Genomic DNA, 22,165 nt, shown 5'->3' with positions numbered 1-22,165 from the left:
CTGGTAAAGTTGATATTTAACAGTGAAAATGAACAGAGATAACGATATAGATGAAATAAGAAAAAAGAAGATTAAAGAACTTAAAGAAAAACTGGAGAAAGAAAGCATGAGTGAAGGTAAACCTATAAAAGTTACAGATGAGAACTTCGAATCAGTAATAAATGAAAACAAAATGGTCGTAATTGACGCATGGGCCGACTGGTGCAATCCATGTAAAAAACTAGAACCAGTAATCGAAGAACTAGCCGAAGAATACAAAGGAGAAATTGTTTTCGGGAAACTAAACGTAGATGAAAACGGAGGCGTAGCCAGAAAATACGGAATAATGTCCATACCAACCCTACTATTCTTCGAAAACGGCGAACTCGTAAACAGAACAGTTGGAGCACTACCAAAACAACAACTACAAAACGTAATCGAAAAAGTAACAGCCTAACCCCTATCCAAACCACAAAAAACCTCAAAAAAAAGGCGAGATACGGGGATACCGGTTCTTGGGTTGTAACGGCCTATGGTTGGGGCCAAAAACATAGGTTTACTAATTATATTTGAACAATAAAAACAACCAAAACAGGTTTGGATACCTAACTAAACCACAACCTCTATTTTCTCCAAATCTATTTATCCATAAAAAATAACCAGAGTCAAGGCCATTTAAATAAGAAACATAAAAACATAACCGCCATATAAACCGAATACCCGACTGAAACAGCCGGTATCTACAGGCGGTATTATCGATTCAATAGGTGTATAATAGATGCCCAAAACAATTGTAGAAAAAATACTATCAAAATCCAGTGGAGAAGACCTAAAGGCTGGCGACTACGCATTCGCAGACATAGATCTAGCAATGGCAAACGACATAACAGCCCCACTAGCAGTGCAAGGCTTCCAGAAAATCGCTGACAAAGTCTGGGACCCAGATAAAATATTCATTCCCCTAGACCACCAAGCACCAGCAGACTCAATAAATGCAGCAGAAAACCACAAAATGCTACGAAAATTCGCAGAAAAACAAGGAATAACCATATATGATGTTGGTGAGGGTGTTTGTCATCAGTTGATGTTGGAGAACCATGTTAAGCCTGGTCAGTTGGTGATTGGTGCGGACAGCCATACATGTACATATGGAGCTGTAGGCGCCTTTGCAACAGGAGTGGGAAGCACAGACATGGCAGCAGCATTCGCAACAGGAAAACTATGGTTCAAAGTACCAGAAACAATCAAAGTAAACCTAACCGGAAAACTACCAAAAAACACAAGCGCCAAAGACATAATACTCAACCTATGCGGAAAAATAGGAGCAGACGGAGCACTATACAAAGCAATAGAATTCACAGGCCCAACAACAAAACAACTAACAATACCAAGCAGAGCAACAATAACCAACATGGCAATAGAAATGGGCGGAAAAACAGCAATCATGGAACCAGACAAAAAAACAAAACAATACACTGGAACAAAACCACCAGAATGGCTAAAATCAGATCCCGACGCAAACTACATACAGGAGATTGAGATCGATGTATCCAATCTAGAACCACAGATAGCAGCACCACACCAAGTAGACAACGTACACAACATAACCAAACTAGAAGGCACCAAGATCGATCAGGTTTTTATTGGTTCTTGTACTAATGGTCGTTTTGAAGATTTAGAAGCTGCAGCCAACATAATCAAAGGTCGTGAGTTTTCTAAGGATGTTCGTGTTATTGTTGTGCCGGCGAGTCGGGCTGTTTATAGAGAGGCTGAGGAGAAGGGTGTTTTGAAGACTTTGTTTGATGCTGGCGCTGTGATTGAGGGTCCATGTTGTGGTCCTTGTATGGGCGGTAGTTTTGGGTTGCTTGCTGGTGGTGAGGTTGGTCTAGCGACGTCTAACCGGAATTTCAGGGGTCGTGAGGGATCTCCAGATGCTGAGGTTTATCTTGGTTCGCCTGAAGTTGCTGCTGAGAGTGCTGTTCAGGGAGTAATAGCTAAACCAATTGGTGATTCTTAATGAGTAGAGTTTGGAAGTTTGGAGATGACATAAGTACCGATGCAATAATACCGGGTAGATACTTGACTATGAATAAGCCGGAGGAGTTGGCTGAATATGTATTTGAGAGTGAACGAAGTGAGTTTGCCAGTGAGGTTGAAGAGGGAGATATAATTGTTGCTGGTGAGAACTTTGGTTGTGGAAGCAGTCGTGAACACGCACCACTAGCTATCAAGGGATCCGGTGTGGACATAGTTATAGCTAAAAGTTTTGCACGAATTTTCTATAGGAACTCAATAAACCTGGGTTTAATGGTAGTTGTTTCAAGTGAGGCCGACAAGATAGAGGATGGAGACGAAATAGAGATTCAGGGCGATAAAATAGTCAATAAAACAAAGAATGAATCTTATGGGATAGAGAAAGCCCCTAGTTTTATAGAGAACATCGTTCAGAACGATGGGTTGTTAAATTACGTAAAAAAGGAGATGCTATAAATGCATGAAATACCTGTATTACCGGGAGATGGAATTGGTCCCGAAATAATAGATGAAGGGAAAAAAGTAATTGAAGCTGCTGGAGACGTACATGGATTCAACGTTAAATGGAAAGAATATCCCTATGGAGCAGACCATTACCTAGAAACAGGGGAAACATTACCTGAAACTGCCCTGAAAGAACTGTCAAAATATGATGCAATATATCTCGGCGGGCTTGGAGACCCAAGAGTAGAGCCAGGAATCCTTGAAAAAGGCATATTACTTAAACTAAGGTTCTATTTCGATCAATATGTTAACCTACGTCCAATAAAACTATTACCTGGAGCAGAATGTCCATTAAAAAATCCTGGTGACATAGATTTTGTAGTTTTAAGAGAAAACACAGAAGATTTCTACGTAGGAGTCGGTGGACGGGCGGAAAAAGGAAAGTCACAAAAAACACTTGAAATAGAAAGACAGCTATACAAACTAAAATTCGATCTAGACATAGAAAGCGATTCAGAAGAAATAGCCTACCAACTCGGAGTTATAACCCAAGAAGGAGCAGAAAGAATAATAGAGTATGCATTCGATTACGCCGAAAAAACAAACCGAGAAAGAGTTACAGGTGTAGATAAAGCAAACGTACTCTCCGACATCTATGGATTCTGGAGAGAAATCATGGAAAAAACAAGCAATAAATACCCAAACATAGAACATGAATACAACTACGTTGATGCCGCAACAATGTGGTTCGTTAAAAACCCAGAATGGTACCAAGTCGTAGTCACACCCAACATGTTCGGAGACATAATAACAGACCTAGGCGCAATGATACAAGGAGGCCTTGGATTAGCACCCGGCGGAAACATCAACCCTGAAGGAACAAGCATGTTCGAACCAATACATGGAACAGCTCCAAAACACGCCGGCAAAAACAAAGTAAACCCAATAGCAACAATCTGGTCCGGAGCACTAATGCTAAGACACCTAAACGAAAACGAAGCAGCAGAAACAATAATAAACGCAATAGCAGAAACCGTCAAAAACGGAGAAACACTCACCTACGACATGGGTGGAAACGCAGGAACAGATGAAGTAGGCAATGAAATAGCCCGGAGGATACGAGAAAATGGATAAAAAAGAACTAAAAAACAAAATCAACAAAATATGCCGAACGAAAGACGGAATAAAAATAATGAAAAAACCAGAAAACATCGAAGAAGAAGTACTCAACGCAATACTAACACACGGAGACGAAGAAACAGAAGAACTCACAGACCAAGAAATCGAAGAAGCAATACAAAAAATCACCAAACAAAAAAAAGACGACAAAGACAAATAAACCAAAAAACACCAAAAACCATTAAATAAAAACAACCCCAACAATAACAGAGAAAATAATTGTCCCGATAGGGTAGTGGACTATCCTTATGGCCTGCGGAGCCGTGAACCCGGGTTCAAATCCCGGTCGGGACACTTAAAAACAAATAAACCTCCCCGAAAACTCCATAAGGTTTTTAATCTAAAAGGGATAAGTAGATTCTACCCAAACCAGGCACAACACAAAAAATATTTCTATGCCGCCATAGCTCAGTTGGTAGAGCGCCACGCTGTTAACGTGGTGGCCACCGGTTCGAGTCCGGTTGGCGGCGCTACAACCCCCACCCTACTTCTCCAGCTTATAACCACCACACATCCAAAAAACCACTAATAACCCCTATTATAAATCAAAAACAAAAAATAAATCAATTTCTAGAAAATCTAGATAAGATAGACCGTTGTTTTTTGGAAATCTTTAAGTTCCTTAGTTAAATAACTATAAAAAAGAGATTACTGGAGGTTATTTATTTTGGATTTTAGTGGTGCCTTGGTTTGGTTTATTGGTTTATGGGGAATATCGATCTTAGTTGGAGTAGTTATAGGATATGCACTTAATCAATTAATGTCCGTCCTAGCTGGAGCTATAAGCTTAGCAATCGCAGTCCTAATCACATACCTAGTACACGCATTATTGATCCAATCAGGCGATATAACATGGGCTTTAATCGCAGTCGGAGTTGCCGCATTCTTCTCAGGAATGTTCGGTTACCTAAATGGTGTTGAAAGCACCAAACCCAGCTAACCAAACCCCTAAATACACACCCAAACACCATAAAAATAGTATTAAAGCTATAGAAGACAATTAATAAATCCTTGTTGTTATCGAGTGAGTGGGTTAATATTATTGGTTAGGTTAGGTTGTGTGGCCCCATCTCCCCTCCCTTTTTTTGGAAAGGGGTTTTATTGGTTTTTTTTTAATTTTCATAATTGTTGAGACTAGGTTGTTGGTTTTTTTGGGGTTTGTTGTGGGGAAGATACAAGTTTGTTCCGGATTCATTTTTTCTGGAAGACTTATTGAGATTGTTATCTAGATGGGTTTTGTCTATTGGAAATGATTTATTGGGTTTTTGGAGGTTGATTAGTATACCTACGAGATGTTCTGAGTGTGATGAAGTTGAGTACATGCCTTATACCTGTAAGTTCTGTGGCGAGGAGTTCTGTGCGGAACATAGGTTGCCTGAGAACCATTCGTGCAGTGGTTTGTCGGATTATAGAGCTAAGTTAAGGAGTCAGGGTAAGATAATGGATCCTAAAACAGGTGATAGGGGGGGTGAAGTTGGTTTTGTTGAGAAATACCTTCCATTCCTATCTTATTTTAAGGGAAATGTAGCTTTACTGTTGCTTGGATTGATTTTTGTTGCTTATCTGGTTCAAATCGTTTTAAGAGGGATCGATCCAATGTTGGAGCTCTCGGTTTTCTTTTTAGGACCGGATTTTGTTGAGAGGCCTTGGTCAATAATTACGAGTATGTTTGCTCATGGTAATGAATTCCATCTGTTTGTGAATGCGATTGTGTTGTTCTTTTTCGGTCCTGAACTTGAGAGGCGTGTTGGAAGTAGGCGTTTGTTGGAGGTATATTTGGTTGCTGGAGTTATCGGTGGGTTAGCGCATGTAGTGTTTATGGAGAGTTATGTGGTTGGTGCGAGCGGTGCCATTTTTGGTGTTTTTGGAGCTTTAACTATGTTGGCTCCGAATATGCGGATTTTTTTAATTGTAATTCCAATGAAGCTTTGGGTTGCAACCGTTATCTTTGTTATATTGAATGTGGCGATGATTGGTCAGGGCCCGATCGCTAGTTTGGCGCATCTTGGTGGTCTTGGTATTGGGTTGTTGTATGGCTTGTTGTTTAAAAATGGTGATGATCAGAAACCAAAATCAGATTTATTAAGTGGGGGGAGAAAAAGGTATTGATGTTTTTTATTTTAAAAAAATCATTTTTTTAGTGAACTGGGTTTATAGTGTTGGTGCAATTAATAGTTGTATTCCGATTATTAGGAGGAATATGGCTATTATTTTTCTGAATTTATTTTTCGGTGTTTTTCTAACTATTTTTTCTGCAGTTTTTGAGCCATAATATGATGTTGGTATGAAAATTAATAATCCTATTAGTAGTGGTGTTGTTAGAGAGGCTCCACCATCTATGTATGTTGTTATTCTTGTTGTATCGATTGCAAGGCTTATGGCTCCTGTTGTTGCGATGTATGTCGATTTAGGTAGGTTGTATGCTGTTAAGAAAGCTCCTCTAACTGCGCCTCCGATTCCAAATATTCCGGCTAGAACTCCGTAGATAGCGCCTCCTGCTAAAGCAGTTCCTTTGTTTCTAGGCAAACTGGATTTAGGGTTATAAAGTAGATATAGAACATAAAAAATTAATAGTAGGCCTAACAATCTGGTTAATATTGTTAGTGGTAGTTCAAAGACCAATCGAGCGCTTAAGTAGGTGGTGATTATTCCTGGGACTCCAAAAAGTAGTATTAAATGCCATTCAATTCCTTCTTTGAACAAACCTATTTTCCAGATATCTGTAAACCAATGTATGATTCCAACTAACAGTAATACGGTTGGTAGTGGTAGGAAAAGGACTAGGACTGGGACCATTATTGTAGAGGTCCCGAAGCCAGTTAAAGTTCCAATGCCACTTCCAATGTATGTTAAAACAGCTATACCAAGTATTAACAATATTGTTTCTGTCATCAATGTTGATTAATAATTTTATTTGGTTTTTTTAGAAGTAGGGTTTTCTTTGGTTTATTGCTTTTAGTAGGGATTTTTCCATGTTTCCGTTGAATGGTACGTGGTTGTCTTCTCTCATTAGGCAAGGTTTGAATTCTCCACAGCTTGTGACTCTGAGTCTTGTGCAGTTTTCACAGAACTCGGTGTTGTGCATTGGTCTTACTACTTCGATTTCTGCGTTTTTTATGTAGTATTTTTTTCTGTGGTGCATTTTTCTTGTTTTGATTTTGTCTGCTTTTTTTGTTAGTGTTTTTTCTATTGGGTCTAGGTTGTAGTGGTATTGGCTGTAGTTTTTTTGGTTTTTTAGTGTGTTTGTGTCGTGGTATTCTATGAGCTGTAGTATTATGTCGTTGTTTTTTGCGTAGTTGATGAAGTCTTGGATTTCGTTTGTGTTTATGTTATCTAGTATTACTGTGTTTATTTTTACTGGAAATAGTTTTGATTGTTCGGCTGCCTCTATTCCTTTTAATGCTTTTTTTAGGTCGCCGCCTGTTAGTTCTCTGTATGTTTCTGGGTTTAGTGTGTCTAGGCTTATATTCACTCGGTCTAGCCCTGCTTCGCAGAGTTCATCGATTTTTTGTGGTAGTAATATGGCGTTTGTTGTTAGTGATACGTCATTTAGGTGGGGTGATATTTTCTGGATGATCTCCGTTAGGTCTGGTCTTAGTAATGGCTCGCCGCCGGAGAGTTTTACTTTTTTAATTCCATATCTGGTTCCAAGTTTAACAGCTTCAATAACTTCTTCTTGTGTTATCAGGTTACATTCATCTCCGTTTTCACCTTCATTGTGGCAGTAGATACAATTTAGGTTGCAGGTTTGGGTGAGGGAGAACCTGAGGTTTGTTATCTCTCGGCCATACTTATCTTCAATGGAGCAAGCCATATGGTGTAGTATATCTTAGTTTGTTAAAAAATATCTGCAGAAAAAGTGATTAGAGGGGTTAGGTTATTTGGGTTATGGTTTTTATTCCGATTAAGGTCGAGTATAATAAACCTAAAAATGTTATTAAATTGGTTATGTATAACCCTATGATCACTATAGGGGGTAGGGGTGTTATGGGTAGTAGTATTCCTATTAGTGAAACGGTTGCTATTGGTATTATGAGTATGTAGCCTGCTAGTACTGGTGCGGTTTTTTGTTTTTTAATTGAGGTTATTGCGAGAAATATGACTATTATTGCTGGTATTAGGGTCCAGGGTTCGCCAGCGGCGTATATGTTGTTTATTGTTTGGTATCCGATGTTTCCATGTGCTGCGGTTATTGTTCCTATCGAGAATTTATTGATGGTTTTTTTCATTTTCTTGGTTTATCTCAATCTGGTTTTTATTTGGTTTGTTCTTTGTATTATGGTTATTGTTCCGAGTATTATAAATAGGATTAATAGCCATCCGATTAATGTGTATCCCATTATTTTGTGGGGGTATATTGCGGTTAGGTATGTTGTAGAGATTATTAAAAGGAGTCTGTTTGCTCTTCCTAATAGGCCTGCGTATACTCTTCCGATTCCTACTGCTTGTGATTGTGTTCCTAGATAGCTGGTCATTAGGACTGCTGTTATTGCGAGTATACCTAGATATGTGGGTGCGTATGGGGATAATGTGATTCCGGCTAATATGAATATGTCGGCGTATCGATCGATTATGTGGTCTGTGAAGTCTCCTTGACGACCGGTTTTCCCTAGAGTTCTGGCTAGCTCTCCGTCTAATAGGTCGAGTATTGAGTTTATTAAGACAAGTGTTCCGGCTATTATGAGATTTCCAAATATATATGCGATTGCGGAGAGGATTGCTGCTATTAAAGAAGTTATAGAGAGTTGGTCAGGTGTTATGTTTTTTTGTGCCAGTTTTTTTGTTATCGGTTTTGCCGTCTGGCTTGCAAATGGCCGTAACTGATTTAACATCCTTTCCTTTTCTCCCTTTCTTATTGTTTCTTTTGGGTTTTTTTGGTTGTTTTGGGTTTATTAGTCTGTGTATTTATAGTTGTGTGTCGTTTTGTTCGTTGAGTTGTTCTATCCAATCTATGTTTCCGGTGTTTTGTTTTGGTTGTTTTTCGATTATTTCTTGTATTTTTTTTGTTACTTCTTTTGGTTTTAGGTTTGTTGTTTCGATTTCGTTGATTGTTTTGCCTGTTTGCATTGCTTCTAGTAGGATTACGTCAACTGTTTCGGCCATGACGTTTTCCTGGATTTTTTGTTGGTTGAAATCTTTGTTTTTTAGTCTTTTTCTTAGTTCGGTTGGGTGGCATCTGAGTAGTATTATTCGGTCGATATCTAGTTGGTGGGAGAAATGTCCTTCTACTATTCCTTTATCTGGTGTTTTTTGTTTTATGGCTTCTATGTCGACTATGTAGCTGTCTCGATCTCTATCTTTTTCTGTGTATAGTTTGTTTTCTTCTACGAGTTGGTTGAGGTGGGTTACGTTGTATTTTTTGGGTAGTTTTTTGGTTGCTGTTGTTTTTCCGGTTCCTGGTGTTCCTGTTATTGCTATTTTCATTTTATCATTTTTTTGTTATTTTTTTTATTGCTTGGATTGTTTTTGTGTTTTCTTTTGGTGTTCCAACTGTTATGCGTATGTGTGTGTCTTTGCATCCTGGTATTGGTGTGCAGTCTCTTACTATCACGCCTTTTTTCATGAGTTTTTTTGTTATTTTGGTTGCTTTTATGGGGCTGGTGTCTATGAATACGTAGTTTCCTTTGGATGGATATGTTTTTAGTGGTATTTCTTTCTGGAGTCGTTTTCTTTCTCTCTGGTTGTTTTTAATTGTTTTTTTGTGGTGTTCTTTGTCGTTTAAAGCGGCTATTGCGGCTTCTATTGAGGGTATTGCAAGTGGGAATGGTGGTGAAACTGCTTTGTATTTATTTGTTATTTTAGGGTTTGTTAATGCGTATCCGATTCTTAATCCAGCAAGTCCATATGCCTTTGAGAAGGTTCGTAATACAACTAGGTTGTCATGTTGTTTTACTAGTGGTGCGTGTGTTTGGTCTGCAAACTCAATGTATGCTTCATCTAATACGACAAGTATGTCTTGTTTTAAAATTTGTTTTAGTTTTTCGGTTGTGACTGTGTTTCCGGTGGGGTTGTTTGGGCTGCATATAAAGATTATTTTTGTGTCTTGGTTGATTTCGTTGGATATGTTTTTTGGTAGGCTGTAGTTTTGGTTTCGTTGTATGTGTTTTGGTTTGGCTTTATAGATTTTTGTTAATAATGTGTAGTAGGAGAAGGTTGGGGTTGGGATTATTACTTGGTCGCCGGGCTCTATATACATCTTCATGAGGCTTTCCATTATGCCGTCTGAACCTGTTCCTAAAACGACGTTTTCTGGCTTTAGTTTGGTTTTTTGAGCGATTTCTCGTCTTATTCTTTCAGCGTCTTTCGGAGAGGGATATCGATATACACGGCCTGCGTTTTCTTTTATTGCCTGTATCGCTTTTGGGGGTGGTCCGTATGAGTTTTCGTTTGATGCGAGCGATACAATTTCGTTGGGGTTTAAACCATATTTCTCTGCTATCTCTTCTTTTGTCTTTCCCCGTTTGTATTCATCTATCTCTTTGGCAACTTTGTTCATTTCAACCAATTAGGGAAACCACCTTATCGATTTCTTTTTTTGTAACGGTTAATGGCGGTACGAACCGGATTACGTCTTCACTGACTTTGTTTAACAAGACTTTTTTTTCAAGGGCTTTGTCAACTATTTCTTGGGCTTTTCCATCTGTTTCAAGCCCTATCATCAATCCACGGCCCCGTACTTCATTAATCCAGTTATTTTGGTCTTGGTGGATAAGGTCTTTCAGTTGGTTCTTCATGTAGGCTCCGTGTTCTCTTGATCTCTTGATGAGGTTATCGTTTTCCATTGTTTTTATTGTGGCGAGTGCGGCTGAACATGCTATTGGGTTTCCACCGAATGTTGAGGCGTGGTCACCTGGGGTGAAGGCTTCTCCAACTTCTTTTTTAGCTACCATTGCTCCTATTGGTAAACCTCCTCCAAGTGATTTGGCGAGCGAGATTATGTCAGGCTCTACATCGTGGTGTTGGTATCCAAACCATTTTCCTGTCCGACCCATACCTGTCTGGACTTCGTCAAAAACGAGTAATGTACCTGTATCGTTACAGATGTCACGTACGGCCTCTAAATATCCTTCTGGAGGTATGTTTACTCCACCTTCACCTTGGATGGGTTCAAGCATAACTGCAGCTGTTTCTCCAGAAACTCTGTTTTTAATTTCTTCTGTATCTCCGTATGGTACGAACGAGAAGTCGGGCACCAATGGTTGGAACGGTCCTCGATATCTATCTTTCCATGTAGCGCTTAATGAGCCTAGTGAACGGCCATGGAAAGATCCCTCGGCAGCTATTATCTCGGTGTTATCTGTGGCCTTTCTAGCAAGTTTGATAGCGGCTTCATTTGCTTCGGTACCACTGTTGCCGAAAAAAACCTTGTCTCCAAATGATATCTCTGAGATTTTTTCTGCAAGTTTTGCTTGACTCTCTATGTGATAGAAATTTGAGCAATGGATCAATTTTCCAGCTTGCTCTCTAACCGCTTCAACTACATTTGGATGGCAATGGCCAACAGAGTTTACAGCAATTCCCGCAACGAAATCAAGGTATTCATTGCCTTCTGAATCCCATACTCGTGTTCCTTGACCGCCTTCAAGCATTATTGGTAATCTGTTGTATACATCGATTAGGTGTTTTTCACCTAACTCTGCGACTTCATCTAAATTCATCTTTATCACTCATACTCAATTGTTCCTGGGGGTTTATCTGTAACATCGTAGACCACTCGAGAAACTTCATCTATCTCTCGAGTTATTCGTTGACCTATTTTCTTCAAACGCTCCATAGGTACATCCATCGCTCTAGCAGTCATTCCATCCCGCGATTCAACTGCACGGATAGCTATAATCCATCCATGGATCCTTTTATCTCCTTTAACGCCAGTCCCTCTTGATAATAGGGCGGCAAAAGCCTGCCATGGCTCTAAATCCATTATTTCTTCTTCGACAACCGCGTTAGCCTCTCTAACAACACTTAATTTCTCTTCATTAACCTCTCCAATTATCCTGACACCGAGTCCGGGGCCTGGGAAAGGCATTCTCTCAGTAATCGTTTCAGGTAGCTCTAAAGCCCTACCAACCTCTCTTACTTCATCCTTATATAGGTCTTCAACCGGCTCCACAATGCTCTTAAAATCAATACGTTCAGGAAGCCCTCCAACATTATGATGACTCTTAATACCTCCTTCACTCTCAATCTTATCCGGATAGATAGTTCCCTGGATCAAATACTCTATATCAAATTCCCTGGCAACCTCCTCGAAAATCCGGATGAACTCCCGACCAACAACATGCCTCTTCTCTTCAGGGTCAACAACACCCTCCAACTCACCTACAAAACGATCCCTAGCTTCAACAACCCTCAAATTCATGTGACTGAAAGTCTCCTTAATCTGGGCAACCTCCCCCTTACGCATCAAACCAGTGTCGACAAAAACAGGGTAAAGCTTATCACCGATAGCCCTGTAAGCAAGTTCAGCACAAACAGAACTATCAACACCCCCAGATAAAGCAATCATCGCATCTCCATCAATCTCTTCATCTATTTCACTAACAGATTTCTCAATAAACTTTTCAACTTCAACCATAAAAACACCATCAATCTACCAAATACATCCAAAAACGCAACAAACTTTGGTCACCCCACAAGCTTATAGATTGGCCTAAAAAAAACCAACCAAATAACCACATTATTGTTTGAAGCGATTAAAAACACCAAACAAAACCTGGTGTTTCCAAACTTCAAATTGCCTTTGACCCAATTAACTTTTAGGCCTCTATCCAAAAAACACCTAAACACACATATAACATCTAGCCCTGAATTAAGAACAACATGATTTCTATTAGATTTTAAATATAAAGCTATTAGGTTTAGTAAGGGGTTTTTAGGTATTCCTATGTTTGTTAGAGAATAGATATTTGGTTTATAAGGTAGGTTCTACATACCTCATTAGGTCTAAAACATGGTTAATGGTAGTCAAAGGGATATTGAAGGAGTTTTAAAGGGATTGGAGAGAGAGGACTGGTATAGGGGCCAGATTACCTATAAAGAGGTTTTGCCGGAACAAAAACCTAGTTATGGTGATGTGGAACTACATAACGATATTAGAAACTATTTAGAAGAAAACAACCTACGGTTATATAGCCATCAAGCAAAAGCTATTAAACATATAAAGGATGGAGAAGACGTTATCATCACAACTCCAACCGCTTCAGGTAAAACACTTATTTTTAATATACCTGTATTTGAAAAACTGCTTGAAAACCCTAATGCAAGGGCTCTTTATATATATCCAACAAAGGCTCTTTCAAATGATCAACTCACAACCCTTAGAGATATGGATAGATATCTTGAGACCGATGGTTGGCCAGATATCTATGATGGAGATACAACCCGTGATAAAAAAGTGAAGATACGGAATCGCTCGAAAATTATCTTAACAAATCCCTATGGATTACATTATTACCTTCCCTGGCACGAGAAATGGAGCAAGGTCTTCCAAAACCTAGAGTACATAGTTCTCGATGAAGTGCATAACTACAGAGGGGTTTTCGGTTCAAATGTAAGCCACCTCCTACATAGGTTGTTACGGCTGTCCAAAAAATATGGCTCCACTCCCCAAATAATAATGTCTAGTGCTACAATAGCAAACCCAATAGAGCTGGCTAATAAACTAACCAGCCGTCAATTCACCCCAATAAAAAAAGACGGAAGCAGCTCCGGAAAAAAACACTTCATTTTTTGGGACACAAAACAAAACCCAGACCTCTCCCCCCACATGCAGTCAAGCGCATTATTAAGATATCTAGTTCAAAAAGACCTCCAGACATTATGTTTCACCATCTCAAGACGAATAGCCGAACTGGTAAGTCGTTGGGCCGGTAAAGAAGACAAAATAAAAGCTTATCGAGCAGGATACCTACCTAGAGAACGACGAAAAATAGAAAAACAACTAAAAAGAGGCGAAATAAAAGGAGTAGCTTCAACAAACGCCCTAGAACTCGGAATCGACATCGGAAAACTCGATTCAGTAATAATATCCGGATATCCAGGAACAATAACATCAACATGGCAACAAGCCGGTAGAGCCGGAAGAGACCGAAAAGAATCAATAGTCTTCCTAATGGGATTCGAAAACCCATTAGACCAATACTTCATGAAACACCCAAAAAAACTATTCAACAAACCACACGAACACGCAATAATAGACATAAAAAACCCCAAAATCACAATGGGACATCTAGCCTGCGCAGCACACGAAACACCAATAAGAAACACCAAATACAAAAACAAACACAAAAAACAACTCGAATACCTAACCGACAAAGGCCTACTCAGAAAAGTAGCAAACGATTATTACTACACACCAAACAACCAACCCCACCACAAAGTCAAACTAAACAACATATCCGGCGAAATATACCAAATAAAACACAAAAACAAAACCCTAGAAACAATGGACACATGGCAAGCATACAGAGAAGCACACCAAGGCGCAGTACTACTACACCAAGGAGAATCATATATAGTTGAAGAATTCAATAACGAAGAACGAAAAATAAAAGTCGAGAAACGAGACGTCGAACACTACACAGAACCAATATCAACAACAGAAATCCAGATAAACCAAACAAGAAAAACACAACACGACAAAACAATAAAACACGGCGGAGTAAGAGTATCAGAACACTACACAGCCTATAGATCAAAAAACGGCGACGAAGTACTCGGAATACACCCACTAAAACTACCACCAATAGAATTCGACACAGAAGGCCTATGGATAGAAATACCAAACCAAACCATACAAAAAAACGAAGAACAAGGATACAGCCCTGAAGGGTCACTACACGCAGTAGAACACGCAATGATAGCAATGACCCCCTACCACGCAATGTGCGACAGATGGGACATCGGAGGCGTCTCATCACTAAAACACCAAGACACAGACAAACCAACAATATTCATGTACGACGCATACCAAGGCGGAATCGGAATCACAAAAAAATGCTACCAAATCATAAACAAACTAATCCAAACAACAAACGAACTCATAAACGACTGCAACTGCAAAGAAGGCTGCCCCTCTTGCATATACTCACCAAAATGCGGAAACAACAACAACCCACTAGACAAAAACGGAGCCAAACACATACTAAAAAACCTAAAAAAACAAACCAAAAAAAATAAAAAATAAAAAAAAGAGTGAACCTAATTTAAGCCAGATCGTTTAACAATAAAGATACCTTTTCTTTTATTTCATCTCTGATTATGCGGACCTCATCGATTTCCTTTCCTTTAGGGTCTTTTAAATCCCAATCAATAGTTTTTACATCAAAGTTGGAGGGACAGATATTTTGACTACAACCCATAGTCACAATATAATCAATCGACCGCAATTCATAGTATTTAATTCTACGTGGTTCTTCATCTGAGATATCGATACCAACTTCATCCATCACATCAATCACAACGTTATGGATAGATCCGGTTGGAGCGGTACCTCCACTAACAACCTCAATATCAAGTTCTTTTTCTAAAACAATTTTATTCGCAAAACCCGCTGCCATCTGACTACGGCCAGCGTTTTCAACACAAACAAACGCAATAGAGAGTTCAGACAAATACCCCACCTATACCAACAACCAACATACACCAATATAAAGCTACTCTATAGAGATATACTAAACCAATTAACCTATTAAAAGGTTGTTAAATCGGATAGAAATATTTAAATACCGAATCAAAGTTATAAAACAAATTAACAGACTCTATAAACTAAAAAAACCGTTTAAAACAACTTAAAAACGTAAAAAAACTTTATAGAGCGTATAATAGGTTTGGAGGAAATAAGTTGAAGAAATTCTCTAGAAAAATAAGTTTTAGTGATGAATCAGGTATAAGCCCCGTGATAGGTGTAATAATGATGATATCGATAGTAGTATTGCTCGCAGCAATAGTAGCAGCATTCACATTCGGAGCCATAAACATACCAACAACAACACCAACAGCCAGCATCTCACTAGAAAACATAGAAATACAAGACAACGAAGGTGTAGTTTATGTTACTTTGTTACATGAATCTGGTCAATCTCTGGTTTCTGATAAAACCAATATACTTGTGACAAATCTTAATACCAGCCAGACAAACACTACAAGTCTTGAAAAATCTATTAACGGTGAGCAATGGTCTCCCGGTGAACGAATAACTGTGGTAATCGGTTTGGGTAATAGCCAAGATCTTCTTGAGTTGGGGGATGAGGTTGAGGTTCGTGTTGTTGATTTGGATTCTGGGGGTACGGTTGGTAGTTTGATTTCGGTGTTGTCTTAATGTTGTTTTAATTTTCTATCTTTTCTTTATTTTTTTGTTGTTTGTTGTTTGTTGTTTGTGAGTGTTAGTAGTTGGAATGTTCCTTCTGGTGGGGGTGTTATTTTTAGTTGTATTTCTCTGTTTAGTTTGTAGTATTTTTTTCTTCCTTGTGGGTAGGTTGTTATTATGTTTGTTTTTTCTAGGGTGTCGAGGTGGTGTTTGGTGTTTTTTCCATCCATTTTTAGTTTTTTCATGATTTGGGATACGTATTGGTCTTCTTTGCTTAGTAGTTTGAGTATTTGTAGTCTTTTTTTGGATCCTAATATATCTAACAACATCATGTATATTTTTACAAAGAAGTTTTATATATTTATTGGTTGTTTTAGTTATTGGTGGAATAAATGAAGATGGATAAAAAAGACGGAGGAAATAAAAGAGTTATCGAAGGAAGATTTGAAGAAGAAGTACACATGACCCGAAAAGAAACAGCTGAATTTCTAAGAAACCTAGCAGATGAAATTGAAGAAAGCAACGAAATAAAAATAACCACAAACGAATGGGAACTACCATTCAAAATCAGAAATGACGTAGAAGTAGAAATCGAATTAGAAGGAGACGAACTAGAGATAGAACTAGAGTTCGAGAGATACACAGATAAAAAACTCAAACTAGAGTAAGCCTTCCACAACTACCCCCAAGTCCTCCAGTTACTCCATATTAATACAAAAATAAAAGGGGTTTGGGTCTACTACCTCAACCCTCTTCTTTCTTTTTTTAGTGATGTGTTCCCCGAACAACCTCTATTCCCATCGAAGAAATCATATCTTCGATCTCATCAAGTGATGGACATTCTATGTAGTTCATATCCTCTCCATACAACATACAGGAACTCAAATGTATGACATTAGGTGCACGGTCTTTACTCTGCAGTTTTTTAACCAATCTTTTAACTCTTCGGCCTGGACATCCGCCACAGGTGAAGAAACCGACAAGTTCAGCATCATCCATATCCTTGAACTTGACTTTGCGGTCGTTAAAAGCAGTTAGACATCCATAGCCAGCACAGGCCTCTGAAATACGTTCACACCTAACAACTGCAACTTTAGTGGTTTCTTCAGTCATAACTCAAACCCCTGGACCAATCCAAATGAAATTTTTTTCAATAAATTCATAACAAAAAACTCTTATGATTAGGAGTTAGGCCTTTGTTAACAAAATGGTTTTTTGTTTTAGAGACTTTTTTTTAAAAAATAGTCAAATTTTTAGTGTATCAACCCATTTGATATAAAGAAGAGATATAGGCAACTAGGAATAATTTAGAAAAATAGTTTGTATCTTTATTGAAGATGAACTAAAATTGTCTCTAAAGGCGGTATATACGTAATATAATATAGACAGTATTTTTGTGGGGAATTGGTTTTTATGGTGGAAGAATACTCTCCGGCTATAATTGAAGATAAGTGGATGCAGAGATGGCAGGATGAGGGTTTGTTTGAGGTCAACCCTTCTTCTAGTGAGTCTTATTATGTTAATGTAGCATATCCCTACCCAAGTGGGTCTATGCATGTTGGTCACGGCAGGACGTATACATTGCCGGATATAATAGCTAGATTTAAACGGATGGATGGATATAACGTTCTTTTCCCAATGGCTTGGCACGTTACGGGAACACCCGTGATAGGTATTTCTAGGAGGATTGAAGATGGTGATGAAGACACCATAAAGCTTTATCGAGACCTCTACGGCGTTCCTGAAGAAACATTGGAGAGTTTTACAGATCCAGTTGAAATAGTGAATTATTTTAGCCAGGAATATCAAGAAATAATGAGCCGTATGGGATACTCCATAGATTGGAGAAGACAGTTCCGGACAGTTGACGATGAATACAAATCCTTTATTAAATGGCAGTTCGAGTCTCTAAGAGACCTTGGGTTGATAAAAAAAGGAACCCACCCCGTTAAATACTGTCCTCATGATGAAAACGCTCTTGGAGATCACGACCTTCTTGAAGGAGAACAAGCTAAAATAGATGAATTCACATTAATAAAATTCAAATTAAAGACAGGAGAAATCCTACCCTGTGCAACGCTACGTCCAGAAACTATTTTTGGAGTAACAAACCTCTGGATCAAACCAAACGCCGAATATATAAAGATAAAGGTTGGGAAAGAAACCTGGATTGTAAGTAAAATAGCTGCTAAAAAACTTGAAGCACAAAACAAAGAGATAGAGAAACTTGAAACCCTAAAGGGAGAGGAATTGGTTTGGGAGAAAGCCAAACACCCATATCCAGGTATCGTAGACATAATGCCTGCAGACTTCCTAGACCCTAACATGGCCAGCGGAGTCGTAATGTCAGTACCAGCACACGCACCATACGACCTAGCCGCATTAGACGAATTAGATGAAAAAGCCAGCCACATAAAACCTATAACAATAGTTGAAACAGAACGTTACGAAGAAACCCCAGCCCGGGAAGTGTTAAACGAATATGGAATCGAAAGCCAAGACGACCCCGAACTAGAGAAGGCAACAGAAGACCTATATGGCGTAGAGTTCGCAAAAGGAAAGATATCAAGTGAATTAGGTGAGTACGGCGGAATGGACATCAAGTCAGGTAGAGAAGCGATCAAAAAAGACATGATAGAGCTAGGGATAGCCACAAAAATGTATGAATTCAACGAAAGACCAGTAATATGCCGTTGTGGAGAACACGCCGTCGTGAAAATCGTTGAAGACCAATGGTTCATAGACTACAACAACCCAGAATGGAAAGAAAAAGCCAAGAAATCAATCGAAAACGCAGACCTAATACCGAAAGAAATCAAAAAAGACTTCATCTACACAATAAACTGGCTAGAAGAATGGGCCGGAACAAGAAGAGTAGGGCTTGGAACAAAACTACCATGGGACCAAGAATGGATAATAGAGCCATTAAGCGATTCAACACTATATATGGCCTACTACACAATAGCAAACCACATCAAAAACCGTGAAATAGATCCATCACTATTCGATTACGTCTTCCTTGGAAAAGGAACAGCCAAAGAGGTTGCTGAGAAATCAGAAGTAACCACCGAAGAAATCGAAGAAATGAGACAAGAATTCAAGTACTGGTATCCCTACGACTATCGATTCTCAGCAAAAGACCTAATACCCAACCACCTAACATTCCAGATATTCCATCACACCGCACTCCTACCCCAAAAACTATGGCCAAAAGGAATGTCCGTATGTGGAATGGGATTACTAGAAGGCAAAAAAATGTCTTCATCAAAAGGAAACGTAGTCCTACTAAACGAAGCAATAGACAAATACGGAGCAGATACAGTAAGATTCTTCCTTTCAGCAAGCGCAGAACCATGGCAAGACTTCGATTGGAGAGAAAACGCAGTAAAATCCACCCACCAAAACCTAAAAACCTACTGGAACAAAGTAAACCAATACATAGAAAACGAAATACAAGAAAACCCAGAAAAAAAACCAATCGACAGATGGCTAATCAGCCGCTTCAACAAAACAATCAAAAAAACACGTCGATCACTCGAAAAACACCAAACAAGAAAAGCACTACAAACAGCCTTCTACAAATTCAAAAAAGACATCGATTGGTACCACAAAAGAACAGACATAAACCGAGAAGCAGCAAAACACACATTAAAAGAGATAGCAATAGACTGGAATAAACTACTAGCACCATTCATCCCCTACATGACACAAGAAATCCACTCCAAAACCAACGAAGGCCATATAACAAAACAAAAATACCCAGAACCAGACAAAACAAAAATAAACAACCAACTCGAAGAAGACGAAAAACTCATAAAACAAACCAGAGACGACATAAAAGAAATAATAGAAGTAACAGGCAAAAAACCAAATAAAATACATATATACACAGCCGAAAACTGGAAATGGCAGGTATACAAAACAGCAATAAAAATGAACTCACAAAACCAAGGAAAAATCATGGGAGAACTAATGCAAAACCCCGAACTAAGAGAAAAAGGAAACAAAGTCAAAAAACTACTAAACAAAATAACAACCGAAATCAACAAAAACAAAACAACAACACTAGATAAAATAAACGAAAAACAAGTGCTCGAAAGAGCCAAAAACTACCTAAAAAAAGAATTCAACACAGAAATACAGATAGAGACAGAAAAAAACGCAGAAAACCAAGAAAAAGCCAGTAACGCACGACCACTACGACCAGCAATATACCTAGAATAAAAATAACCAGAAGAAATCGGTAGTTTTATAAATATTTAATGATTTAGTTTTGATTTATGATATCTCCAATCGACAAGGATTACGAAAAACCAACAGACGCAGCCGACTACGACATATCGGTCGGCGAGGTCATGACACAGGAATATGTATCTGTGACAGAAGACACATCGGTTGGAGAAGCAATAAAGAAATTCCGAGACTACGCACCAGAACAACCAGAAAAAAGCACCATATACTATACCTACATTGTTGACAACGAAAAACGATTGAAAGGAGTCTGCTCACTCCGAAAAATGCTAAACACACCACCAGAAAAACCAGTCTCCGAAATAATGGAGACAGACCTACTCTACTTTAAAAAAGACGCTGACGCCGAAGAAGCAGCCGTAGACGTCTCAGAATCCCATTTCCCCGCCATACCAGTAATCGACGACCAAAACCGATTAATCGGGATAGTCCGATCAGAACAATTAATCGAGGTTGTACAAGAAACAGTAACAGAAGACCTACTAAAACTACAGGGAATGGACCTACCAGACCCAACCGACTTCACAGAGATAGAAACAAAAAGAAGCACAGTAATGCTAGACGCACCCCTCCACAAAATACTGAGAATACGAGTACCCTGGCTCATAGTAGCACTACTAGGAGGATTCCTAGCAGGAGGAGTAATCGGTGCATTCGAAGAAACACTTGAAACCGTCGTATTACTAGCAATATTCATACCCGTCATAATGGATATGGGAGGAAACGTCGGAACACAATCCTCAACAATATTCGTAAGAGGAGTCGTACTAGGCCACATAGACAAAACCAACATCTGGCGTAGAGTAATAAAAGAAACCATAACAGGACTCATAATCGGAGTTCTAATCGGAGGAATAGCAGCATTAGGAGCCTACCTATGGCTACAGCGAACCGACCTAGCCTTAGTAGTATTCGGCTCAATAATAGGCACAAGCCTAGTAGCAGCCCTAGTAGGATTCGTAATACCCTGGATACTCTACCTCACAGGACAAGACCCAGCAGCAGCGTCAAACCCATTAATAACAACAATAAAAGACGTAAGCGGACTACTCATATACTTCGGCCTAGCAACACTACTAATGGCCGAACTAATCTAACCCAGGATAAGCCAAAACCACCTTAAACGGAACAAAACCAAACAAAACAACCAAACCAACCCTATCAACAACAAAACCATTATCCCTCAACAAACGCTCAAGATATATCGGACGACAATCAAAATACCTAGGAAACCTAATATGAAGCCATTCATACAGCCTAACAAACAAACTATCCTCAAAACCCTCTCTACTTAAAGAACCAACTAAAAACCAACCACCAGGCCTCAAAACCCTTAAAACCTCACCTAAAACCAACTCAAACTCCCTAATTTTAAACAACTCCAAAACACCCTTCATAAAAACACCATCAAAACAACTATCACCAAACGGAAGACATCTAGCATCACCAACCACAACCTCAACACCACCAACACCACCATCCCTCTCCCTACTCCTACAAACCATCTCATAAACCGAATCCAAACCAACTACACAACCATCAACACCAACCCTCTCACCCAACCTAACAAGATCCCCACCAACACCACAACCAACCTCCAAAACACAAGACCCCTCAACATCACCCAACAAAGAAAAAGCCATATCACTCACAGGCAACTCAAAAACCTCAATCAACCTATAAAAACGACTATAAAACCTATAGGTATCTAAAGCCTCATCAAAAGACCTATCCACCTCAACTACATCACCCAAACCAACCACCAAAAAAACAATGAACAAAACAACAGAAACAATTTTCCCCTCCAAAAATAAAACCAAAACAATAAAAACCAACCACCAACCAACAAAAAACCACTTAAAAAACCCTTTACCTAATATTGGATAACCTATAGGGTTATACAACTATTTTTTTCAGGTGTTTTTTTGCAAAAATATTTACGGTGTTATTCGATATCTACCTTCAATAGGT

Annotated in this window: 24 protein-coding genes and 2 tRNA genes; 14 read left to right on the top strand and 12 right to left on the bottom strand. The window is 38.9% G+C overall.

The genetic code is table 11. The annotated features are described in order from the left end of the window. Positions 1 to 28 precede the first annotated feature (28 nt). The 9 genes from trxA (at position 29) to QEN48_RS03260 (ending at position 5,745) form a co-directional block, all read left to right on the top strand. Positions 29 to 436, top strand: coding sequence for a thioredoxin (gene trxA / locus QEN48_RS03300; RefSeq protein ID WP_280108979.1), 408 nt, complete (start codon positions 29 to 31; stop codon positions 434 to 436). A 321-nt stretch (positions 437 to 757) separates the two neighbouring features. After that, a complete protein-coding gene (locus QEN48_RS03295; protein WP_280108978.1) occupies positions 758 to 1,996 on the top strand; it encodes a 3-isopropylmalate dehydratase large subunit in 1,239 nt (412 codons plus the stop codon). Beyond that, positions 1,996 to 2,469 (top strand): 3-isopropylmalate dehydratase small subunit, encoded by a 474-nt coding sequence (locus tag QEN48_RS03290; protein WP_280108977.1) that lies wholly within the window; start codon positions 1,996 to 1,998, stop codon positions 2,467 to 2,469. The genes QEN48_RS03295 and QEN48_RS03290 overlap by 1 nt, the downstream gene beginning before the upstream one ends. Beyond that, the gene (locus tag QEN48_RS03285) at positions 2,470 to 3,591 is read left to right on the top strand and encodes an isocitrate/isopropylmalate dehydrogenase family protein (protein WP_280108976.1); all 1,122 of its coding nucleotides are present in this window, start codon (positions 2,470 to 2,472) and stop codon (positions 3,589 to 3,591) included. Beyond that, a complete protein-coding gene (locus tag QEN48_RS03280; protein WP_280108975.1) occupies positions 3,584 to 3,796 on the top strand; it encodes a hypothetical protein in 213 nt (70 codons plus the stop codon). Before QEN48_RS03285 ends, QEN48_RS03280 begins: the two co-directional genes overlap by 8 nt. Positions 3,797 to 3,857: 61 nt before the next feature. Further along, positions 3,858 to 3,930 (top strand) — tRNA-Arg (locus QEN48_RS03275). 103 nt (positions 3,931 to 4,033) lie between these two features. Continuing rightward, positions 4,034 to 4,106: transfer RNA gene (locus QEN48_RS03270), tRNA-Asn, on the top strand. A 197-nt stretch (positions 4,107 to 4,303) separates the two neighbouring features. Then, positions 4,304 to 4,576: a hypothetical protein gene (locus QEN48_RS03265; protein WP_280108974.1), complete on the top strand. Its 273-nt coding sequence runs from the start codon at positions 4,304 to 4,306 to the stop codon at positions 4,574 to 4,576. Positions 4,577 to 4,908: 332 nt separating this feature from the next. Further along, entirely contained in the window at positions 4,909 to 5,745 is an 837-nt protein-coding gene (locus QEN48_RS03260; RefSeq protein WP_280108973.1) for a rhomboid family intramembrane serine protease, read from the top strand. Between the two features lie 42 nt (positions 5,746 to 5,787). Here the strand turns inward: QEN48_RS03260 and QEN48_RS03255 are convergent, their stop codons facing one another. The 8 genes from QEN48_RS03255 to guaA all read right to left on the bottom strand — a co-directional run bounded on the left by QEN48_RS03255 (position 5,788) and on the right by guaA (position 12,211). Continuing rightward, positions 5,788 to 6,528 carry a sulfite exporter TauE/SafE family protein gene (locus QEN48_RS03255; protein ID WP_280108972.1) on the bottom strand — a complete coding sequence of 247 codons (741 nt, stop codon included), beginning with the start codon at positions 6,526 to 6,528 and terminating at the stop codon, positions 5,788 to 5,790. A 31-nt stretch (positions 6,529 to 6,559) separates the two neighbouring features. Continuing rightward, positions 6,560 to 7,450, bottom strand: coding sequence for a GTP 3',8-cyclase MoaA (moaA, locus tag QEN48_RS03250; protein WP_280108971.1), 891 nt, complete (start codon positions 7,448 to 7,450; stop codon positions 6,560 to 6,562). A 58-nt stretch (positions 7,451 to 7,508) separates the two neighbouring features. Then, positions 7,509 to 7,865: a hypothetical protein gene (locus QEN48_RS03245; RefSeq protein WP_280108970.1), complete on the bottom strand. Its 357-nt coding sequence runs from the start codon at positions 7,863 to 7,865 to the stop codon at positions 7,509 to 7,511. Positions 7,866 to 7,874: 9 nt separating this feature from the next. Further along, positions 7,875 to 8,468 carry a CDP-alcohol phosphatidyltransferase family protein gene (locus tag QEN48_RS03240; protein ID WP_280108969.1) on the bottom strand — a complete coding sequence of 198 codons (594 nt, stop codon included), beginning with the start codon at positions 8,466 to 8,468 and terminating at the stop codon, positions 7,875 to 7,877. 73 nt (positions 8,469 to 8,541) lie between these two features. Continuing rightward, positions 8,542 to 9,060 carry an adenylate kinase family protein gene (locus QEN48_RS03235; protein WP_280108968.1) on the bottom strand — a complete coding sequence of 173 codons (519 nt, stop codon included), beginning with the start codon at positions 9,058 to 9,060 and terminating at the stop codon, positions 8,542 to 8,544. Between the two features lie 4 nt (positions 9,061 to 9,064). Beyond that, the gene (gene hisC, locus QEN48_RS03230) at positions 9,065 to 10,132 is read right to left on the bottom strand and encodes a histidinol-phosphate transaminase (RefSeq protein WP_280109093.1); all 1,068 of its coding nucleotides are present in this window, start codon (positions 10,130 to 10,132) and stop codon (positions 9,065 to 9,067) included. Position 10,133: 1 nt separating this feature from the next. Beyond that, the gene (locus QEN48_RS03225) at positions 10,134 to 11,294 is read right to left on the bottom strand and encodes an acetylornithine transaminase (protein WP_280108967.1); all 1,161 of its coding nucleotides are present in this window, start codon (positions 11,292 to 11,294) and stop codon (positions 10,134 to 10,136) included. Between the two features lie 5 nt (positions 11,295 to 11,299). After that, positions 11,300 to 12,211, bottom strand: a complete 912-nt coding sequence (guaA, locus tag QEN48_RS03220) for a glutamine-hydrolyzing GMP synthase (protein WP_280108966.1) — start codon at positions 12,209 to 12,211, stop codon at positions 11,300 to 11,302. Positions 12,212 to 12,586: 375 nt separating this feature from the next. Between guaA and QEN48_RS03215 the strand changes: the two genes are divergently transcribed. After that, positions 12,587 to 14,821 carry a DEAD/DEAH box helicase gene (locus QEN48_RS03215; protein WP_280108965.1) on the top strand — a complete coding sequence of 745 codons (2,235 nt, stop codon included), beginning with the start codon at positions 12,587 to 12,589 and terminating at the stop codon, positions 14,819 to 14,821. A gap of 19 nt (positions 14,822 to 14,840) precedes the next feature. Here the strand turns inward: QEN48_RS03215 and QEN48_RS03210 are convergent, their stop codons facing one another. Beyond that, positions 14,841 to 15,248 (bottom strand): hypothetical protein, encoded by a 408-nt coding sequence (locus tag QEN48_RS03210; protein ID WP_280108964.1) that lies wholly within the window; start codon positions 15,246 to 15,248, stop codon positions 14,841 to 14,843. A 230-nt stretch (positions 15,249 to 15,478) separates the two neighbouring features. On the opposite strand from QEN48_RS03210, the gene QEN48_RS03205 reads away from it, so the two are divergent. Beyond that, a complete protein-coding gene (locus QEN48_RS03205) occupies positions 15,479 to 15,955 on the top strand; it encodes a type IV pilin N-terminal domain-containing protein (protein ID WP_280108963.1) in 477 nt (158 codons plus the stop codon). 26 nt (positions 15,956 to 15,981) lie between these two features. Here the strand turns inward: QEN48_RS03205 and QEN48_RS03200 are convergent, their stop codons facing one another. Beyond that, entirely contained in the window at positions 15,982 to 16,275 is a 294-nt protein-coding gene (locus QEN48_RS03200; RefSeq protein ID WP_280108962.1) for a winged helix-turn-helix domain-containing protein, read from the bottom strand. Between the two features lie 60 nt (positions 16,276 to 16,335). On the opposite strand from QEN48_RS03200, the gene QEN48_RS03195 reads away from it, so the two are divergent. Continuing rightward, entirely contained in the window at positions 16,336 to 16,611 is a 276-nt protein-coding gene (locus tag QEN48_RS03195) for an amphi-Trp domain-containing protein (RefSeq protein ID WP_280108961.1), read from the top strand. 97 nt (positions 16,612 to 16,708) lie between these two features. On the opposite strand, the gene QEN48_RS03190 is transcribed toward QEN48_RS03195, so the two are convergent. Continuing rightward, on the bottom strand, positions 16,709 to 17,056 hold the full coding sequence (locus tag QEN48_RS03190; protein ID WP_280108960.1) for a CGGC domain-containing protein: 348 nt from the start codon (positions 17,054 to 17,056) through the stop codon (positions 16,709 to 16,711). 300 nt (positions 17,057 to 17,356) lie between these two features. Here QEN48_RS03190 and leuS point away from each other — a divergent pair, with 300 nt between their 5' ends. Both leuS and mgtE read left to right on the top strand, forming a co-directional pair. Continuing rightward, the gene (gene leuS, locus QEN48_RS03185) at positions 17,357 to 20,167 is read left to right on the top strand and encodes a leucine--tRNA ligase (RefSeq protein WP_280108959.1); all 2,811 of its coding nucleotides are present in this window, start codon (positions 17,357 to 17,359) and stop codon (positions 20,165 to 20,167) included. A gap of 56 nt (positions 20,168 to 20,223) precedes the next feature. Then, positions 20,224 to 21,291, top strand: a complete 1,068-nt coding sequence (mgtE, locus tag QEN48_RS03180) for a magnesium transporter (protein ID WP_280108958.1) — start codon at positions 20,224 to 20,226, stop codon at positions 21,289 to 21,291. Here the strand turns inward: mgtE and QEN48_RS03175 are convergent. Then, positions 21,283 to 21,948 (bottom strand): class I SAM-dependent methyltransferase, encoded by a 666-nt coding sequence (locus QEN48_RS03175; protein ID WP_280108957.1) that lies wholly within the window; start codon positions 21,946 to 21,948, stop codon positions 21,283 to 21,285. The genes mgtE and QEN48_RS03175 overlap by 9 nt on opposite strands. Positions 21,949 to 22,165: the final 217 nt, after the last annotated feature.

Source organism: Methanonatronarchaeum sp. AMET-Sl (assembly GCF_029854155.1).
In the GTDB taxonomy this organism is placed as follows: Archaea; Halobacteriota; Methanonatronarchaeia; order Methanonatronarchaeales; family Methanonatronarchaeaceae; genus Methanonatronarchaeum.
This window is presented reverse-complemented; position numbering and strand designations above follow the sequence as displayed.

What these genes read in the sequence shown, in the direction of transcription:
- moaA (WP_280108971.1), bottom strand. Translation starts at nt 7,450, where the DNA reads ATGGCTTGCTCCATTGAAGATAAGTATGGCCGAGAGATAACAAACCTC.
- QEN48_RS03200 (WP_280108962.1), bottom strand. Translation starts at nt 16,275, where the DNA reads ATGATGTTGTTAGATATATTAGGATCCAAAAAAAGACTACAAATACTC.
- leuS (WP_280108959.1), top strand. Translation starts at nt 17,357, where the DNA reads ATGGTGGAAGAATACTCTCCGGCTATAATTGAAGATAAGTGGATGCAG.
- hisC (WP_280109093.1), bottom strand. Translation starts at nt 10,132, where the DNA reads ATGAACAAAGTTGCCAAAGAGATAGATGAATACAAACGGGGAAAGACA.
- QEN48_RS03290 (WP_280108977.1), top strand. Translation starts at nt 1,996, where the DNA reads ATGAGTAGAGTTTGGAAGTTTGGAGATGACATAAGTACCGATGCAATA.
- QEN48_RS03225 (WP_280108967.1), bottom strand. Translation starts at nt 11,294, where the DNA reads ATGAATTTAGATGAAGTCGCAGAGTTAGGTGAAAAACACCTAATCGAT.
- QEN48_RS03280 (WP_280108975.1), top strand. Translation starts at nt 3,584, where the DNA reads ATGGATAAAAAAGAACTAAAAAACAAAATCAACAAAATATGCCGAACG.
- guaA (WP_280108966.1), bottom strand. Translation starts at nt 12,211, where the DNA reads ATGGTTGAAGTTGAAAAGTTTATTGAGAAATCTGTTAGTGAAATAGAT.
- QEN48_RS03295 (WP_280108978.1), top strand. Translation starts at nt 758, where the DNA reads ATGCCCAAAACAATTGTAGAAAAAATACTATCAAAATCCAGTGGAGAA.
- QEN48_RS03255 (WP_280108972.1), bottom strand. Translation starts at nt 6,528, where the DNA reads ATGACAGAAACAATATTGTTAATACTTGGTATAGCTGTTTTAACATAC.
- QEN48_RS03285 (WP_280108976.1), top strand. Translation starts at nt 2,470, where the DNA reads ATGCATGAAATACCTGTATTACCGGGAGATGGAATTGGTCCCGAAATA.
- mgtE (WP_280108958.1), top strand. Translation starts at nt 20,224, where the DNA reads ATGATATCTCCAATCGACAAGGATTACGAAAAACCAACAGACGCAGCC.
- QEN48_RS03195 (WP_280108961.1), top strand. Translation starts at nt 16,336, where the DNA reads ATGAAGATGGATAAAAAAGACGGAGGAAATAAAAGAGTTATCGAAGGA.
- QEN48_RS03235 (WP_280108968.1), bottom strand. Translation starts at nt 9,060, where the DNA reads ATGAAAATAGCAATAACAGGAACACCAGGAACCGGAAAAACAACAGCA.
- QEN48_RS03190 (WP_280108960.1), bottom strand. Translation starts at nt 17,056, where the DNA reads ATGACTGAAGAAACCACTAAAGTTGCAGTTGTTAGGTGTGAACGTATT.
- QEN48_RS03245 (WP_280108970.1), bottom strand. Translation starts at nt 7,865, where the DNA reads ATGAAAAAAACCATCAATAAATTCTCGATAGGAACAATAACCGCAGCA.
- QEN48_RS03240 (WP_280108969.1), bottom strand. Translation starts at nt 8,468, where the DNA reads ATGTTAAATCAGTTACGGCCATTTGCAAGCCAGACGGCAAAACCGATA.
- trxA (WP_280108979.1), top strand. Translation starts at nt 29, where the DNA reads ATGAACAGAGATAACGATATAGATGAAATAAGAAAAAAGAAGATTAAA.
- QEN48_RS03215 (WP_280108965.1), top strand. Translation starts at nt 12,587, where the DNA reads ATGGTTAATGGTAGTCAAAGGGATATTGAAGGAGTTTTAAAGGGATTG.